The 15,672-nt window shown below is 60.4% G+C and carries 15 protein-coding genes and 1 pseudogene; 9 read left to right on the forward strand and 7 right to left on the reverse strand.

Annotation, left to right across the window (positions count from 1 at the left end; all coding sequences use genetic code 11):
* A partial coding sequence (locus tag DFR34_RS14380; protein WP_444544404.1) for a hypothetical protein occupies positions 1-217 on the forward strand: 217 nt, incomplete at its 5' end.
* Positions 207-428 (forward strand): SDR family NAD(P)-dependent oxidoreductase, encoded by a 222-nt coding sequence (locus tag DFR34_RS17920; protein WP_373277977.1) that lies wholly within the window; start codon positions 207-209, stop codon positions 426-428. The genes DFR34_RS14380 and DFR34_RS17920, both read left to right, overlap by 11 nt.
* Here DFR34_RS17920 and DFR34_RS14390 read toward each other — a convergent pair.
* The gene (locus DFR34_RS14390; protein WP_110391854.1) at positions 338-1,948 is read right to left on the reverse strand and encodes a diguanylate cyclase; all 1,611 of its coding nucleotides are present in this window, start codon (positions 1,946-1,948) and stop codon (positions 338-340) included. The two genes, DFR34_RS17920 and DFR34_RS14390, sit on opposite strands and share 91 nt — an antisense overlap.
* A gap of 221 nt (positions 1,949-2,169) precedes the next feature.
* Between DFR34_RS14390 and DFR34_RS14395 the strand changes: the two genes are divergently transcribed.
* The 3 genes from DFR34_RS14395 to istB are packed head-to-tail and all read left to right on the forward strand — an operon-like array spanning position 2,170 to position 5,508.
* On the forward strand, positions 2,170-3,150 hold the full coding sequence (locus DFR34_RS14395) for a hypothetical protein (RefSeq protein WP_110391855.1): 981 nt from the start codon (positions 2,170-2,172) through the stop codon (positions 3,148-3,150).
* Positions 3,151-3,206: 56 nt separating this feature from the next.
* Positions 3,207-4,727, forward strand: coding sequence for an IS21 family transposase (gene istA, locus DFR34_RS14400; protein WP_110391889.1), 1,521 nt, complete (start codon positions 3,207-3,209; stop codon positions 4,725-4,727).
* A gap of 28 nt (positions 4,728-4,755) precedes the next feature.
* On the forward strand, positions 4,756-5,508 hold the full coding sequence (gene istB, locus DFR34_RS14405) for an IS21-like element helper ATPase IstB (protein ID WP_110391856.1): 753 nt from the start codon (positions 4,756-4,758) through the stop codon (positions 5,506-5,508).
* A 123-nt stretch (positions 5,509-5,631) separates the two neighbouring features.
* On the opposite strand, the pseudogene DFR34_RS14410 reads toward istB, so the two are convergent.
* The 3 genes and pseudogenes from DFR34_RS14410 to DFR34_RS14420 all read right to left on the reverse strand — a co-directional run.
* Positions 5,632-6,684, reverse strand: a pseudogene (locus DFR34_RS14410) (aminotransferase); the annotation flags it as partial.
* A gap of 127 nt (positions 6,685-6,811) precedes the next feature.
* Positions 6,812-8,140 carry a glutamine synthetase family protein gene (locus DFR34_RS14415; protein WP_110391857.1) on the reverse strand — a complete coding sequence of 443 codons (1,329 nt, stop codon included), beginning with the start codon at positions 8,138-8,140 and terminating at the stop codon, positions 6,812-6,814.
* Between the two features lie 118 nt (positions 8,141-8,258).
* A complete protein-coding gene (locus tag DFR34_RS14420) occupies positions 8,259-9,011 on the reverse strand; it encodes a gamma-glutamyl-gamma-aminobutyrate hydrolase family protein (RefSeq protein ID WP_110391858.1) in 753 nt (250 codons plus the stop codon).
* A gap of 306 nt (positions 9,012-9,317) precedes the next feature.
* Between DFR34_RS14420 and DFR34_RS14425 the strand changes: the two genes are divergently transcribed.
* From DFR34_RS14425 to DFR34_RS16970, 4 genes are all read left to right on the forward strand, one after another.
* A complete protein-coding gene (locus DFR34_RS14425; protein WP_110391859.1) occupies positions 9,318-9,869 on the forward strand; it encodes a cupin domain-containing protein in 552 nt (183 codons plus the stop codon).
* 78 nt (positions 9,870-9,947) lie between these two features.
* Complete coding sequence (locus DFR34_RS14430) at positions 9,948-11,435, forward strand: aldehyde dehydrogenase (protein ID WP_110391860.1); 1,488 nt, start codon at positions 9,948-9,950, stop codon at positions 11,433-11,435.
* Positions 11,436-11,857: 422 nt separating this feature from the next.
* Positions 11,858-12,451: a calcium-binding protein gene (locus tag DFR34_RS14435; RefSeq protein WP_211309436.1), complete on the forward strand. Its 594-nt coding sequence runs from the start codon at positions 11,858-11,860 to the stop codon at positions 12,449-12,451.
* 85 nt (positions 12,452-12,536) lie between these two features.
* Positions 12,537-13,157, forward strand: coding sequence for a hypothetical protein (locus tag DFR34_RS16970; protein WP_146215162.1), 621 nt, complete (start codon positions 12,537-12,539; stop codon positions 13,155-13,157).
* A gap of 296 nt (positions 13,158-13,453) precedes the next feature.
* On the opposite strand, the gene mnmA is transcribed toward DFR34_RS16970, so the two are convergent.
* The 3 genes from mnmA to DFR34_RS14455 are packed head-to-tail and all read right to left on the reverse strand — an operon-like array spanning position 13,454 to position 15,577.
* Positions 13,454-14,530 (reverse strand): tRNA 2-thiouridine(34) synthase MnmA, encoded by a 1,077-nt coding sequence (mnmA, locus tag DFR34_RS14445; protein ID WP_110391863.1) that lies wholly within the window; start codon positions 14,528-14,530, stop codon positions 13,454-13,456.
* Positions 14,527-15,081 (reverse strand): hypothetical protein, encoded by a 555-nt coding sequence (locus DFR34_RS14450; protein ID WP_245906903.1) that lies wholly within the window; start codon positions 15,079-15,081, stop codon positions 14,527-14,529. Before DFR34_RS14450 ends, mnmA begins: the two co-directional genes overlap by 4 nt.
* 31 nt (positions 15,082-15,112) lie before the next feature.
* Positions 15,113-15,577: an NUDIX hydrolase gene (locus DFR34_RS14455; RefSeq protein WP_110391864.1), complete on the reverse strand. Its 465-nt coding sequence runs from the start codon at positions 15,575-15,577 to the stop codon at positions 15,113-15,115.
* Positions 15,578-15,672 lie beyond the last annotated feature (95 nt).

Raw genomic sequence — 15,672 nt, forward strand, 5'->3', positions numbered from 1 at the left:
GCAGGCACTAACGCAAGTCGAAATAAAGATCCAGCCCACCTTCACTCAAGGCCTGCAGCAGCCCATTCAGGACTGGCAGAAATCGGTCACGCAGGCCGTAGGCCAGGCAGATGCGATATTGCCGTTCCAGGATATTTTCAAGCAATGGGGAGCGGTGTGGGCCAAGGCACAGGACAAGGACGCACCAGCCAAGACAGGTGGTCGCAATGCCGGCTGAGCAACGCACCGCCCTGGTCACGGGCGGCAACGGTGGCCTGGGCGAGGCCATCGCCCGGGCCTTACACGATGCTGGCCATACCGTGATCGTCGTCCACTCGCCAGGCGGGCCACTGTCGGCTTATTGTGCGCAGCGCACTCGGCCGTGGCAATTTCCCGTCACTCCTTGTGTGCAAGTGACTAGGTTGCGCCCGCCCTTCTTCGACTCGTAGAGCGCCTTGTCGGCACGTGCGACAAGGCTTGCCTCGGTATCCCCAAGCATCCAGGCGGCCACGCCAAAGCTGCACGTCACCTTGCCCACGGAAGGAATGTCCGAACTTGCAATCAGGTTTCTGAGCTTCTCCGCAGCGGCCATGGCAGCCTCGCAATCGTCGTCCCTGAGAAGCAGAACGAACTCTTCGCCACCCCAGCGGCCGAAGAAGTCTGTGACGCGAACCTCAGTGCTGACGAGATTAGCCAATGCCTTCAGCACCTCGTCGCCAACATTGTGTCCGTAGGTATCATTGATGCGTTTGAAATGGTCGACATCGAACATGACCAGCGCCATCGGCGTGTTGGTCCGGCGCTTCCTTTCTGCCTCATCCCCGAGCACCTTGGCGAACCGCAACCGGTTGTTGACGCCGGTCAGAGGGTCGGTAGTCGCCAAGTAGTCCTTCTCCTTCAACAATCGCTCTGCGATGTCGAGCAACTGATTGAAGCTCCGTGAGATGCGACCGATTTCATCCGGCGTGTCGGCAGGGATGCGAATTTGAAAATCCTGGCTGGCAGCGATGAGCTCCATGCTTCCCAGTGCGCGATCCAGTGCGCGTAGCAAGGCAACGGTCGCCGATATGGCCATGATGACGACGGCAAGACCAATCCCCAGCGTAATGATCACTCCTAAACGCATGGAGCTTCGAAGTTGCGTGAGTTCGAGTTCCGCTTTTTTCTCGATTAACTCTAGCGAATAGTCCTCGACGACCTTCAGACGATCAACCGCCACGGTTGCCATTGACCACCAGGCTTGCACATCGAGCGTCTGCGGAAGCTTGCCAGCGGCGGCGATTTGCGCCAGTGTCTCCAGCGTCTGTGCAACTTCCAGTCCCGAGAACTCCTGGGCAAGCCTTTCGCGTAGTTCAGGCGACGCATCCAGTCCGAACTTGCGCAGTTCCTCCTCTTGGAGACTCTTGAGACGGAATAGTCTATTGAGCACGACGGAATCGTCGCTCTTGTGTTCGGTCCAGTAGCCCAGAGTTGCCCGAATCTGTCCGAGATTCTCCTTTACTGCCATTAGGTGCGTATGCGCAACCATGTCGGTCTTGGCAACGGCTGCTTCGGGCTCACTGGTAAGTCGATCCATTTCGTCGGCGAGACGCTGGAGCAGCTTGCTGTAGCTGTCTAGGATCGCCAGGGGCGTTATCCTCCCCGTCGCCGCTTCCGTCCGCAGTTGGGTAAGAGCCATGCCAAGACTGGCGATGTCGCCACGGATTCCGGCTAGAGCCGCATCGGTATGCCGAACTTGTTCGGCGAGCGCTTGGGCATTTGTTTTGGAATGGTTGATGGCCGTCATGCCGCGCTCTCTCTGCAACTCGTGCGCAGCATGGGAAAGAGCGACGACAGCGCTGACGTTTCGCACCACTGCCTCGATAGCTTGGGACTGCGTTAGGTAAGCCTTGTATTGGAGCCACAGGGCGAGGAACATGCCCGAGACGGCCACTAACCCAAGCAGCAGGATTTTTTGTCGCAGTGTCATTCTATGCCCGTAACTGCCCTAGGCAGGGTCTGAAAGCAGGGCATTTTATGTCGAAACCAAGCGGACGGCTGGCTGCTTGTGGCCGGTAGCACCCACCAGTCTCTGCGTCACAATGCGGAGCTTCAAAAATAACGGATGGTTGGAGCATCTATCTAGGAATATCTACCTCTTGACAAACAACTCTCGCCGGCAAAACTGTTTAGAACTTCTACCAAAATGCCATGCCGCGACCCCGATCCCCACAGAGCGACCACGATTTCCTGGCCCGCGAAATTGCCGCCTTGACCCAAGGCCAATCCCGCTCGTGGGCGCACATCGGTTATTTACTGGATCGTATCGACCAAACTGATTACTGGCGAAATGAGGCCAAGTCCTTCACCGAATGGCTGAAAGGCCACGCTGAAAGCCTGGGACTCAAGGAATCAACGCTCTGGCGCTACCTGACCGCTGGCCGCTACTACATCAAGTTACGCGAGGCGCTCACAGGGCGCGGCGTTTCCTGCCCCCCACTGGGGGAACTTCCTGACAAGGTAAGCCCTGAGAACCTCGAACTTCTTTCCAAGTTGGCTCGGGTCGCCCCGGATAACGCCCTGCAACGCCTGGCTGAACAGGTAATCTCGGGTGGCATTACCCGTGCGGAACTACGCACGGTATGGCAAGCCTATCGTCCTGCGCTTGGCGGGCGGACCGCCCGCGGCCTTGGTGTTCCGCCACCACGTATCAACTTGCGCAACCGTGAGCAGTTCGAGAGCCTAACCGAAGCCATGGTCTTGACGTCGTTGGCTTCAGGAGATCCAAGTTGGTCCGGGATTCGGAATCCCGATCTCTACGAACTCTTTATGCACATTAGCCCAGAAAGTGATGGTGCAACCCCTCGCCGCTACATATTCGACGCCGTTGCCGTTATTAGGGATCGCAAGAGTGATCCACTACAAATCCACGGCATCGAGATAGCGGGTGGATTTCATGTGAACTGGTCAGGGAAACTGGAAGGGATGGCGCCGTATTTCAATTTCCTCTGGATTGCCGTTCCAGAGCAGGCGGAGCGGATTGAGAAACTGACCGTCCCCGACTTCGTGGGCATCCTGCGGGTGATGAGCGGTCATGTCGTTGTTGAACGCCCGCCACGGCAATCCGATCTGCTAGGAGGCCGTGTTCTGGAAATGACCAAGGGGCTGCTGCTGAAATCCCTCAAGCGGTGATTTTTTTGAGAACAATAATCTAGCCGGCTAATCCTATGCCGAACAGGAGATTGCCCATGAAACAGATTCGTGACGTGCTGCGGCTTGCCCTCGAGAACGGGTTGAGCCAGCGGCAAATCAGCGCCTGCCTCGGAATCGCCCGCGGTTCCGTCAAGGATTACCTGACCCGTTCTGCGGCGGCAGGACTATCTTGGCCGCTACCCATCGACATTGATGACGCAGCCCTGGAGCGGCGACTGTTTCCGCCATTGTCGGTCTTGGAGAATGGCCGTAAGCCCGAACCGGACTGGGCCGAGATTCACGAAGCCATGAAACTCAAGGGTGCAACCCTGCAAGGGGTTCACTTGGAATATCTGGCCTGCCACCCTGATGGGCTTGCTTACAGTTCGTTCTGTCAGGTTTACCGAGACTTCAAGCAGACCCTCAAACGCTACATGCGCCAGACGCACGCTGCCGGCGACAAGGTATTTGTCGATTATGCCGGGCCGACGCTACCCGTCATTGATCCCAAGACCGATGAGAAAAGGATGGCGCAAATATTTGTCGGCGTGCTGGGAGCATCCAGCTACATCTATGCCGAAGCGGTTTGGAGCCAGCAACTGCCCAACTGGATCGCATCCCATGTCCGAATGTTCGAGCATTTCGGCGGCGTGCCGCAGGTCGTCGTCTGCGACAACCTGAAATCGGCAGTAACCAGGGCCAGCCGGACGGATCCTGATGTTCATCCGACCTACCTGGATATGGCATCCCATTACGGCACCGTAATCTTCCCCGCGCGGCCCTACAAGCCAAAGGACAAGTCCAAGGCGGAAAACGGTGTGCTGATCGTTGAACGCTGGATCATGTTCCGTCTGCGCAAACGGGTCTTTACCAGCCTGGCGGAACTCAACCGGGCGATTTCGGATTTGCTGACCGATGCAAACAGCCGCCCTTTCCAGAAACTCAAGGGCTGTCGCCGTGAGGCATTTGAGAAGCTGGATCGCCCGGCATTAAAGCCGTTGCCGCAGACGCGCTACGCCTTCACCGAGTTCCTGCGACTACGAGTCGGACTCGATTACCACATCGAAATTGCCGCCCACCATTACAGTGTCCCGTGTGTCCTGGTTCGTCAGGCGGTGGATGTCCGGCTGACGGCTGACACGGTGGAGGTGCTGCACGGCGGCCGGCGAGTGGCCAGCCATGCTCGCGGCCATGGCCCCGGAAGGACCACGGACCCCCTGCACATGGATCCTGCTCACCGACATCTGGAGACCTGGACCATCGAGGACGAATTGGACTGGGCCATTTCAGTCGGGCCGAACACCCACATGTTCCTGCAAGGAATGTTCGCTCGGAAGGTGCGCCGGGACATGGCCTACCGTTCGGTGGCGGCCCTGAAATCCGTGGCGCGGGAGGTGGGGCCGGAACGTCTGGAAGCCGCCTGCACGCGCGCCCTGCAAATCGGTGCGACGGAGATCCACAACGTGAAATCCATCCTGCGCACGAACATGGATCGCATGGCGTTGCCGGAGCCAGCCCATGAGGAGGCGACCTTCGATCATCCCAACGTGCGCGGCGCCGGCTATTACTGCCATTGATCCAAGACGACTTTTTTAGGAGACGACGATGTTGATTCAGCAAACCTTGACCAAGCTTCACTCCCTCAAACTCTCCGGCATGGCGCAAGGGTTTGAGGAGCAATTGTCCAACGCCGCCGCCCATAGCCTAGCCTTCGAGGATAGGTTTGCCATGCTAGTCGACCACGAGGCGACTCATCGGGAGAACCAGCGGCTGCGGCGCTTGCTCAAGACGGCGAAGTTGAAGGTGGCGGCCTGCGTCGAGGACATCGACTATCGTCACAACCGTGGTCTGGACAAAAGCATGATGGCGTCCCTCCTGACCTGTCAGTGGATCGAGCGTGGTCTGAATATGATTCTGACAGGGCCGACCGGTTGCGGGAAGACTTGGCTGGCCTGCGCCTTCGGCAATCAGGCGTGCCGAATCGGCAAAACAGTCTTGTTTCATCGCCTGCCGCTGCTGCTGGAGGACTTGCAGATCGGCCATGCCGACGGCAGTTTCCATAGGCGCTTGGCGTTGCTGGCCAAGGCAGATTTGCTGGTTCTTGACGATTTCGGGCTGGCGGCACTGAATGCTCAGGGGCGAACGGATCTGCTTGAAGTGGTCGACGCGCGAAGTGGTGGGCGCTCGACGATCATCACGAGCCAGTTGCCGGTGGATAAATGGCATGACTACTTGGGTAGCGCAAATCCGACCGTCGCCGATGCCATTCTGGATCGGCTGACAAGCGGTGCGGTGCGTCTGCCGATGCGTGGCGAGTCGATGCGAAAAGTGCGGGCGCGAGAAACTGGGACGGCCTGATGTTCTGGCCTACTTTGACCCATTACGGGTGGGCAGTTTCAATCAGAACAGCCGGCCAGTTTGTGGCATTACAGGTGGACAGTTTCCATCATAACGGGTGGCGATATTGGGTCAGAATACGCAGTTCTCTGCCGCCACGGCGGCGGCCACCGGGTGGCCGGAATAGGTAAAGCCGTGGTTGAAATCGCCGGCTTCGATCAGCACCTTGGCCACCTGGTCGTGCACCAGCACGCCGCCAATCGGCAGATAGCCCGAGGACAAGCCCTTGGCGATGGTCATCAGGTGCGGGCGGATGCCAAAGTATTGGCTGCCAAACCATTCGCCAGTGCGGCCAAAGCCGCAAATCACTTCATCGGCCACCAGCAAAATGCCGTATTGGTCACAGATGCGCTGGATTTCCGGCCAGTAGGTGGACGGCGGAATAATAATGCCGCCAGCGCCCTGAATCGGCTCGCCAATAAACGCCGCGACATTCTCGGCGCCCAGCTCGAGGATTTTGGCTTCCAGCGCACGCGCGGCTTTCAGTCCGTATTCTTCCGGGCTCAAGTCGCCGCCATTGGCGTACCAATACGGCTGTTCGATATGGGCAATGCCGGGAATCGGCAAATCACCCTGCTCGTGCATATAAGTCATGCCGCCCAGCGAGGCGCCGCCGATGGTGGAGCCGTGGTAGCCGTTTTCGCGGGCAATGATGGTTTTGCGCTGCGGCTGACCCTGGCTGGCCCAGTAGTGGCGCACCATGCGGATCACCGTGTCGTTCCCCTCCGAGCCGGAGTTGGTGTAGAACACATGGTTAAAGCCTTCCGGCGCGACCTCGGCCAGCAGCGCCGACAGCTCAGCCACTTGCGGGTGGGTGGTCTTGAAGAAGGTGTTGTAATAGGCCAGCTCGTTCATCTGGCGGGCGGCGGTCTCGGCCAGCTCCTTGCGGCCATAGCCGATGTTCACGCACCACAGGCCGGACATGCCGTCAAAAATCTTGTTGCCGTCGCTGTCCCACAGATACACGCCTTCGGCGTGGCTGATCACCCGCGCGCCTTGCGCATTCAGCGCGGCGGCGTCAGAAAACGGGTGCAGATGATGGGCGGCGTCCAGCGCCTGCCATTCGCGCGTGCTGCGGCGGCTGGCGGTGCGTTGCACGGCTTGACGGGCTTCGATCACCATCGGGGCTAAAGACATGACACTCTCCTTGTCTGGCGCCGGACGCGGCGGGCGTCCGGCAAAAATTCAGGGCTTGGCGCACTGGGCTGCGCCGGGCAATCCTGGCCTGTCGCCGCCTTGCGGCGGCAGGCCAGTTAAGTGCTGCTTACACGTGCAGTAACAAGTAGCGGCGCTCCCACGGACTGATCACCCGCGCGTATTCCACGTATTCCGCTTCTTTCACCGCGCAGAAGGCGCTGACAAAGCGCTCGCCCAGCACGCTGGCCACCGGCGTGCACTGGCGCAGCAGGCCAATTGCTTCGTCCAGGCCACGGGCAAAGGCAAACGGCAGGCCGTAGGCGTCGCCGGTTTGCGGCTCGCTGGGCTGGCATTTTTCCGTCAGGCCCAGGTAGGCGCAGGCCAGGGTGGCGGCCAGGGCGATATACGGGTTGCAGTCCACGCCTGGCAGACGGTTTTCAATGCGGCGGGCTTCGGGTTTGGAGTAGGGCACGCGGATGCCGCAGGTGCGGTTGTCGTAGCCCCATTGCACATTGATCGGCGCGGCGTTAAAGCGCACCAGGCGGCGGTAGCTGTTCACAAACGGGGCAAACAGGGCAATCACCTGCGGCAGGTATTTCTGCATGCCGCCGATGGCGTGCAAAAACGCCTCGCTGGGGCTGCCGTCCGGGTTGGAAAACACATTCTTGCCGGTTTGCCGGTCTTTCAGGCTCATGTGGATGTGCATGGCCGAGCCCGGCTCGTTTTCCATCGGCTTGGCCATGAAGGTGGCGTACATATTGTGGCGGATGGCCGCCTCGCGCACCGTGCGCTTGAACAAGAACACCTGGTCGGCCAGATCCAGCGCGTCGCCATGCAGGAAGTTGATTTCCATCTGGCAGGCGCCCACTTCGTGAATCAGCGTGTCGATGGCCAGATTTTGTGCGTCGCAGTAGTCGTAGATGTCCTCGAACATATCGTCGTACTCGTTCACCGCGTCGATCGAGTAGGCCTTGCGTCCGGTTTCCGGGCGGCCGGTGCGGCCCAGCGGCGGTTGCAGCGGCAGGTCGGGGTCGCGGTTGACGTCAACGATGTAGAACTCCATCTCCGGCGCCACCACCGGCTCCCAGCCCATGTCCTCGTACAGCTTGAGCACGCGGCGCAGCACATAGCGCGGCGACAAGTCCACCGGCGTGCCGTCGCTGTTGTAGCAATCGTGAATCACCTGCGCCACCGGGTCTTTCGCCCAGGGCACCAGGCGGATGCTGTTGGGGTCGGGCAGCAGAATCATGTCCGGGTCGGTGGCCGGGGTGACGTTGTCGGCAAATTCGCCGGTCACGGTTTGCACCAGCACCGCCTCGGGCAGGCGCATGCCTTCATCGGCGCTGAATTTTTCGCGCGGCACGATCTTGCCGCGGGCAATGCCGGTGAAATCCGGCGTCACGCATTCCACTTCGGTGATTTGATGCTGTTTCAGCCATTCGCTCAGTTGGGTCATGGTGCGTCCTCGTGGGTGGGTTTTCTGTCAGAAACCCTCACAGAATGCGACTGCTGTATTGCGCCGCATTGTGTGAGCGCTTCTCCGCCCTGACCCTGGTGGAGTCAGGGCGCGGGGTTTACGCCGCCAAGCGGGCGGCGCGACGCTGGCGACAGGCGTCGCCAAAGGCGGTGAACAGTGCGCGCGACAGCGGATGCGCGTCGATGCGCCATTCCGGATGCCATTGCACCGCCACAGCAAAACTCTTGGCCTCGGCCACGCTAAAGGCCTCGATCAGCCCATCCGGCGCCCAGGCTTCGGCGCGTAGGCCAGCGCCCAGGGTGCGGATGCCCTGGCCATGCAGGGAATTCACTTCGGCGTGGGTGGCGCCCAGCGCCTGGTGCAACACACCGCCTTCGGCCAGGGTCAGCGGGTGGGCCAGGCCATATTGCGCGTCCAGCGTGTCGCCTTGCTCGCGGTGGTCGCGCATGCCGGGCAGGGCATGCACTTGGCCGTGCAGGCTGCCGCCGAGAGCGACGTTGATTTCTTGCAGGCCGCGACAAATGCCCAGCAGCGGCACGCCGGCGTCCAGCGCGGCGCGCACCAGCGGCAGGGTGGTGGCGTCGCGCTCGGGGTCGTTGAAATCGCCTTCACGGCGGGCTTCGCCGTAGTGGTGCGGCTCGATATTGGATGGGCTGCCGGTGAACAGCAGGCCGTCCACCATGTCCAGCCACTGCGCCAGCGGCGCCTCTTCGCCCAAGGCCGGCAAGAGGATGGGCGCGCCGCCGGCCCAGGTGGCAGCGCGCAGGTATTTCTCGCCCACCAGGTGGAAAAACTGGCTGTCTTTCAGCCACCAGCGGCAGCAGGGCAAACCGATTACAGGAAGCGTCATCGCAGGTCTCTCACAATCACATCCGCGCCATCATGCATATGGAGTGTTGCATGGCATGGCTTAAGTTCGTGTATCCAGTCTAGCAACGTTAAAAATAATTGATAACAGGCGTTAAAAATATTTTGATATGGGCTGTGGCGACCAGAGACACTCGCTCGAAAATAGTGCCGCACTGCAACATAATGGTGCGGAAATACAGGGAATCCCGGGAAATCGGGTATACTCAAGCGACGGCGGCAGCCCCGCTGATTTCGTCAACTATTCTTTACAGCGAGCGTCAATTATTATGAACACACAAGGGTTGCCATGGACATAGGTGTACGCCTCAAACTGGTGCGCGAGCGCTTTGGCCTGTCGCAGCGCGAGCTGGCCAAGCGCGCTGGCGTGACCAATGCCTCGATCTCTTTGATCGAGCAAAATCGGGTCAGCCCGTCGGTGAGCTCGCTCACCAAACTGCTGGAAAGCATCCCGATCACCTTGTCCGAGTTTTTTGCTTTTGATGAACCGCCCAGGGTGAATCCGCACATTTTCCGTCCGGACAATCAGCCGGCGTTTCTGAGCAGCGATGGCTTGCGCTTTCTGGTGATTGGCGCTTCAGCGCCCAACCGGCAAATGCGCATGCTGCGCGAGTTGTACGCCCCCGGCGCGCACACTGGCGACGAGCCTATCGTGCACAAAGAGGGCGAAGAATGCGGGTTTGTGGTGCGCGGCACCATTGAACTCACCATTGATGGCCAGGCCAATATCCTGAGCGCGGGGGACGGGTATTACTTTCCCAGCACCCTGCCGCACCGCTTTCGCAATATTGGCCCGGAAGAAGCGGAAATTATCAGCGCCAACACCCCGGCCAGCTTCTAGCTGGCTGCGCCGCCCGGCAAACCGGGCTGGCGCGCTGGCCGGCAGCCGGGGGATGGCCGCCCACACAGGAGATTCGCCATGACTCAACCGACTCTTGCCGACTGGCAAGCGCGCGCCGCCGCCCTGACCTTGGAAGGGCGCGCCTTCATCAACGGCCAGTACGTCAGCGCCGCCAGCGGTCGGGTGTTCGCCACCCGCAACCCGGCCACCCGCCAGGTGCTGTGCCAGGTGGCCGAATGCGGCGCCGATGAAGTCAACGCCGCCGTCAGCGCCGCCCGCGCCGCCTTTACTGCTGGCGTCTGGGCCGAGATGGCGCCGATGCTGCGCAAGCGCACCCTGCTGCGCTTTGCTGATCTATTGCGCGCCAACCGCGACGAACTGGCCCTGCTGGAAACCCTGGACACCGGCAAGCCCATCAGCGACGCCCGCGCGGTGGACGTGGCCGGCGCGGCGTATTGCGTGCAGTGGTTTGCCGAAACAGTAGACAAAATCGGCGGCGAAGTGGCCCCGCTGGCCAGCAATCTGCTGGGCACCGTCACCCGCGAGCCGCTGGGCGTGGTGGCCGCCGTGGTGCCGTGGAACTTTCCGCTGTTGATGGCCAGCTGGAAATTCGCCCCGGCGCTGGCCGCCGGCAACTCGGTGATCCTGAAACCTTCCGAAAAATCCCCGCTCACCGCCATCCGCATCGCCGCGCTGGCGCACGAGGCCGGCATCCCGGCCGGGGTGTTCCAGGTGCTGCCGGGCGATGGTGAAGTGGGCAAGCTGTTGAGCCTGCACATGGACGTGGACTGCCTGGCCTTTACCGGCTCCACCGCCGTGGGCAAGCGCATCATGGGCTACGCGGCAGAATCCAACCTCAAGCGCGTCTGGCTGGAGCTGGGCGGCAAATCGCCCAATATCGTGCTGGCCGACTGCCCGGACATCACCGCCGCCGCCCGCGCCGCCGCCGGCGGGATTTATTTCAATCAGGGCGAAATGTGCTCGGCCGGCTCGCGCGTACTGGTGCACAACAGCATTTACAACGAATTTGTCGCCGCCTTCAAAGAAGCCGCCCGCGCCTACGCGCCGGGCAACCCGCTGGACCCGGCCACCCGCATGGGCGCGATTGTGGATGAAGTGCAGTACGAGCGCGTGCTGGGCTATATCCAGCAAGGCCGCAACGAAGGCCGCTGCCTGATGGGCGGCAACGGTGTGATGACCGAGCAGGGTTATTTCATCACCCCGACGCTGTTCGAGGCCAGCCCGCACAGCCGCATTGCCCGCGAAGAAATCTTTGGCCCGGTGTGCACGCTGATCGGCTTTGACGACGACGACGAAGCCATCGCCATCGCCAACGACAGCGAATACGGCCTGGCCGCCGCGCTGTGGACCCGCGACGTCAGCCGCGCCCACCGCCTGTCGCGCCGCCTGCGCGCCGGCACGGTGTGGGTGAACTGCTACGACGAAGGCGGCGACATGAGCCTGCCGTTTGGCGGCTACAAACAATCCGGCAACGGCCGCGATAAATCGCTGCACGCGCTGGAAAAATATACCGAGCTGAAAACCACGCTGCTGAAACTGGGCTGAGAGCGGCGAACAAAACCCTCCTGGCGTTGTTGCACGACCTTGCCGTACGACTCGTACTGTCTGCGGTCGCGCGCCTGGCCAGGACCGTTGCGCTGGGTTTTGTTAGCCGTTCTACAACTTACCGCAGCGCAGCAGATCAAGTTAGGGGATTGCCCGTCACGCGCCAGGGAGGCCGTGACGGGTTTTTTTGCGTCAATATACCCATCACCAATTCCTCCGCGCACCGCGCACGCAGGTAAAACGCGTCACCCAATCCCTCCACGCAAGCAGCGGTTCTGCACAAGAAATACGTATTATTACCATGGTATTTTCACGAATTGATATGGATTGCCCAAGTTAGTAGCATGATCCACTCAAATCAAGCCAAATTAGGAAAGAACATGACAAGTAAAGTGGGTTCTGAAGGTAATGATATTTTTAATATGGGTTCTCTGCAGATGAGCCCCGGTGAAACCGCACACAGCTACGACGCCCTCGGTGGCGACGACATCGTGTACGGCAGCAGCTATGTGGACTTCATCCATGGCGGTGCGGGCAATGATCAGTTGTTTGGCTATGGTGGCGATGACGCACTGTTGGGTTGGTCTGGCAATGACACCCTGCAAGGCGGTGACGGCAACGATCTGCTGCATGGCGGCGATGGTGATGATGTGCTGTACGGTGGGGCCGGCGCCGATGCCTTGCTGGGCGGCTTTGGTGATGATTTTTATGTGCAATACATCGGCTATGGCAATGGCCGGGACACCATCAATGATGGCGTGACTGCCAGCTACACCCCTGGCTATGGCGGCGGCAATGGCGACACTCTGTACCTGCCCAATGTGCTGCTTAGCCAGGTTTATGTGGCACGACAAGCCGACAATCTGTGGCTCTCCAGTATGGCCGATGCCAGCGATGGTCAGATCACCGAGGGGGTTGTCATCACCAATTTCTTCCAGGGTGGCATTTACACCATTGAATACCTGAGAACCCAAGATGCTGTCATCAGCCTGTCGGGCGCTTTCGGTGTAGTTTGACCTTGCTGCGGGCAAGCTCGCGCTTACCTTGGCCTTGCCCGCACGTTTGTACACACCCGCTCATGTTTAACCTCATGGAGGTCATATGCAAGTCAATACCAGCGCTTCGGCCATGCTGCCCACCATCAAAAAAGCCACTCATGCAGAGGATGATGGCAAACTTGTTGCCAATTCTCGTGGTGAATTTGGCATGGCATTCACTTTTGATCCTGAGTTGGCAGATACCGTACATAACGGAGTTCGTTATTTTATGCCGCCATCGCATCTCGTAGAAAAAGGAGATGCAGAAACTTTATTGAAAAAACATCTTAGCCCAGAGGCTTGGGCTGGTGTTAAAAGGATGTTGGACGATGTAGCAACAGGGCGAGATAAGCTTTCGCCAGAAGAATATGATCCTGTAAACTATGAAAAGCAACTGCAAACGCAGGTTGACAGTATCTTCCGTGGCCCGGCGGGCAATATTTTGGCCGTGGTGTACAAGGATGGCTCGGCTGAGACACACGCCAATATCGATTTGTCGGCTTTGGCCGCATCAGCCAAAGGCTTGAGTGAGCATGAATACCGTGCAGCCATGCGCAATGGTGTGGCTGCTGCTTTGGGTAGTCGTGCCGTAGCCAGTTACTACGACTACCATAAGCCTGCCCCCACCATGAAAGACATCATTCGAGAAGAGCAGGCTTTTAATAGCCGTGTTGCGAGCCGTTAACAAAACGCAAGGAAGCGCGCCTGGCTGGTAGGCGTGCGGCCGCAGGCTGTACCGGTGGTACGGCAAGACCGCACAACAACGCCAGGGGCTTGGTCGTTTTTCACTGTATTCTGCATGATTTTCCCACCGCGCAGGCAAGATAGCGCCTCGACTATCTGATTGTGTGCGTCACTTGGCAATTTTGCGGGCAGCCCACACGCTTCGGTGGCGCTGCCCGTCTCCCCGCATGCCGTTACAATATTTCGTTACGCTCGCCGTTTGGTCATGTGCGTCAGTGTCTCGCTGGTGAGCCGCTCTTATTCCGGCGCGCCAACAATCACCCCGCCGCCCAGGCACAGGCTGCCGTCGTACAGCACGGCGGATTGGCCGGGGGTGATGGCCCATTGTGGCTGGTCGAAGGTCAGCACGGCGCGGCCGTTGGCGTCGTAGTCCAGCGTGCAGGCGGCGTCTTGCATGCGGTAGCGGTTTTTGGCGGCGTAGCGGCCGGGCGCCGGCGGCTCGCCCAGCGTCCAGGACAATTGGTCGGCGCACAGCGCCGGGCTGTAAAGCAACGGGTGGTCGTGGCCTTGCACCACCAGCAGCTGGTTGGCGTCGCGCTGCTTGCCAGCCACAAACCACGGCTCGCCCGGCCCGCCGATGCCCAGGCCCTGACGCTGGCCGAGGGTGTAATACATCAGGCCCTGATGCTGACCCACCACCTTGCCTTCCGGGGTGACCATCTCACCGGGCTGGGTGGGCAGGTAGCGCTGCAAGAATTCGCGGAACGGCCGCTCGCCGATAAAGCAGATGCCGGTGCTGTCTTTTTTGCGGGCGTTGGGCAGCTTGATCTGGCTGGCGATCTCGCGCACCTGCGGCTTGTGCAGTTCGCCCAGCGGAAACAGCGCCGGGCGCAGCTGGTGCGGTTGCAGCCGGTATAAAAAATAGCTTTGGTCTTTGTTGGGGTCTGCGCCTTTGTGCAGTTCGGCGCCGCGCGGGCTGTCCACCCGGCAGGCGTAGTGGCCGGTGGCGATGGCTTCGGCGCCCAGGCTGACGGCGTAATCCAGAAACGCCTTGAACTTGATTTCGGCATTGCACAGCACGTCCGGGTTGGGGGTGCGGCCGGCGGCGTATTCTTCCAGAAAATAGCGAAACACCCGGTCTTTGTATTCGCCGGCAAAGTTCACCACTTCCATGTCGATGCCGATGATGTCGGCCACCGCCATGGCGTCCAGCGCGTCCTGCTTGATCGAGCAGTATTCGTCGTTGTTGTCGTCTTCCCAGTTTTGCATGAACACCCCGATCACTTCATGGCCTTGCTGCTTGAGCAGCCAGGCGGTGACCGAAGAATCCACGCCGCCGGATAAACCGACGACAATGCGTTGCGGGCGGGTCATTGCGGAGAAAATCCTTTGTTCCAATCCGGCAGCGGCAGCACCGCCGCCGGGTGGCCGTGATCAAAAAACCAGGCGTCTACGGCATAGCGCAGGCCGTCTTTCAGGTCTTCAATCACGGCGGCGTAATGTAAGTCCACCAGCCACGGCGCGCGCCAGGCGGGCTCCAGCACCCGATGAAAGCGCAGCCAGCCGTGCTCCAGCAGATAGTGCAGATAGGTGGTGGCGTTGCGGCTGTGGTCAATGCAATCCTGGCTGCCGTCGCCGCTGTCCTGAACATTGCCGCCCCGGTCGGCGGCAATCGGCGTGGTGCGCGCGGCGATCTGGTTCATCAGCCCGATGGCCTGGCCCACGGCGGCGCGTTCGCCTTCGGCGTCGGGTTGGTCCAGCAGGCTGGCCAGTTGGTCATTGTCCAGCGGGCCCAGCACCGCTTCGCCACGCTGCTTGCAGCCGTAGTTGTAGCAGATGGGCAGAGTTTCGCTGTGCGCCGGCCATTCGGCGGCCAGCGGCAGCAGCAGAGCAAGACACAGGCCAAGATGGCGCAAGGCAGGCATGACATTCTCCGGCGCTCAGCGCCGGGCAGGGTCAGCCCGCCGGCACGGCGCGAATCAAGTCCAGCGGGTAACGCTGGCCAGACAGATAATCTTCAATACAGCGAGACACCATGGGGCTGCGCAGCCGGGCTGGATCGGCCAGCGCCGCATCGCGGCTGAGCCACCGGGCAGCGATAATACCGGCATCCAGCGCGCGCTGGCTATCGTGGCCGGTGATCTGGCCGACAAAGGCAAAGCGCAGGTAAACCACTTCGCTGTCCGGGCGCGGGCTGACATACACGCCCAGCAGCGCGGTGGGCTCAAAGTGATAGCCGGTTTCTTCCAGGGTTTCCCGCCGCACGGCGTCCAGGATGGATTCGCCGTGTTCCCAATGGCCGGCTGGCTGATTCAGCCGCACGCCGGCTTCGGTGTGCTCTTCCACCAGCAAAAACTCGCCGTCGCGCTCGACAACGGCGGCGACGGTGGCGTTGGGCTTCCATTGCAATTCTCGGACCATCTGTCTTGTATCCTTCTGGGGGGCGGCGCGTGGCAAATCCGACACACTGCCGTCAGGCGCCAGGCATGGGCGGGCTTGCCTGTAAATTAAATAAA

The sequence above is a fragment of the Rivihabitans pingtungensis genome (assembly GCF_003201855.1).
Classification (GTDB): domain Bacteria; phylum Pseudomonadota; class Gammaproteobacteria; order Burkholderiales; family Aquaspirillaceae; genus Rivihabitans; species Rivihabitans pingtungensis.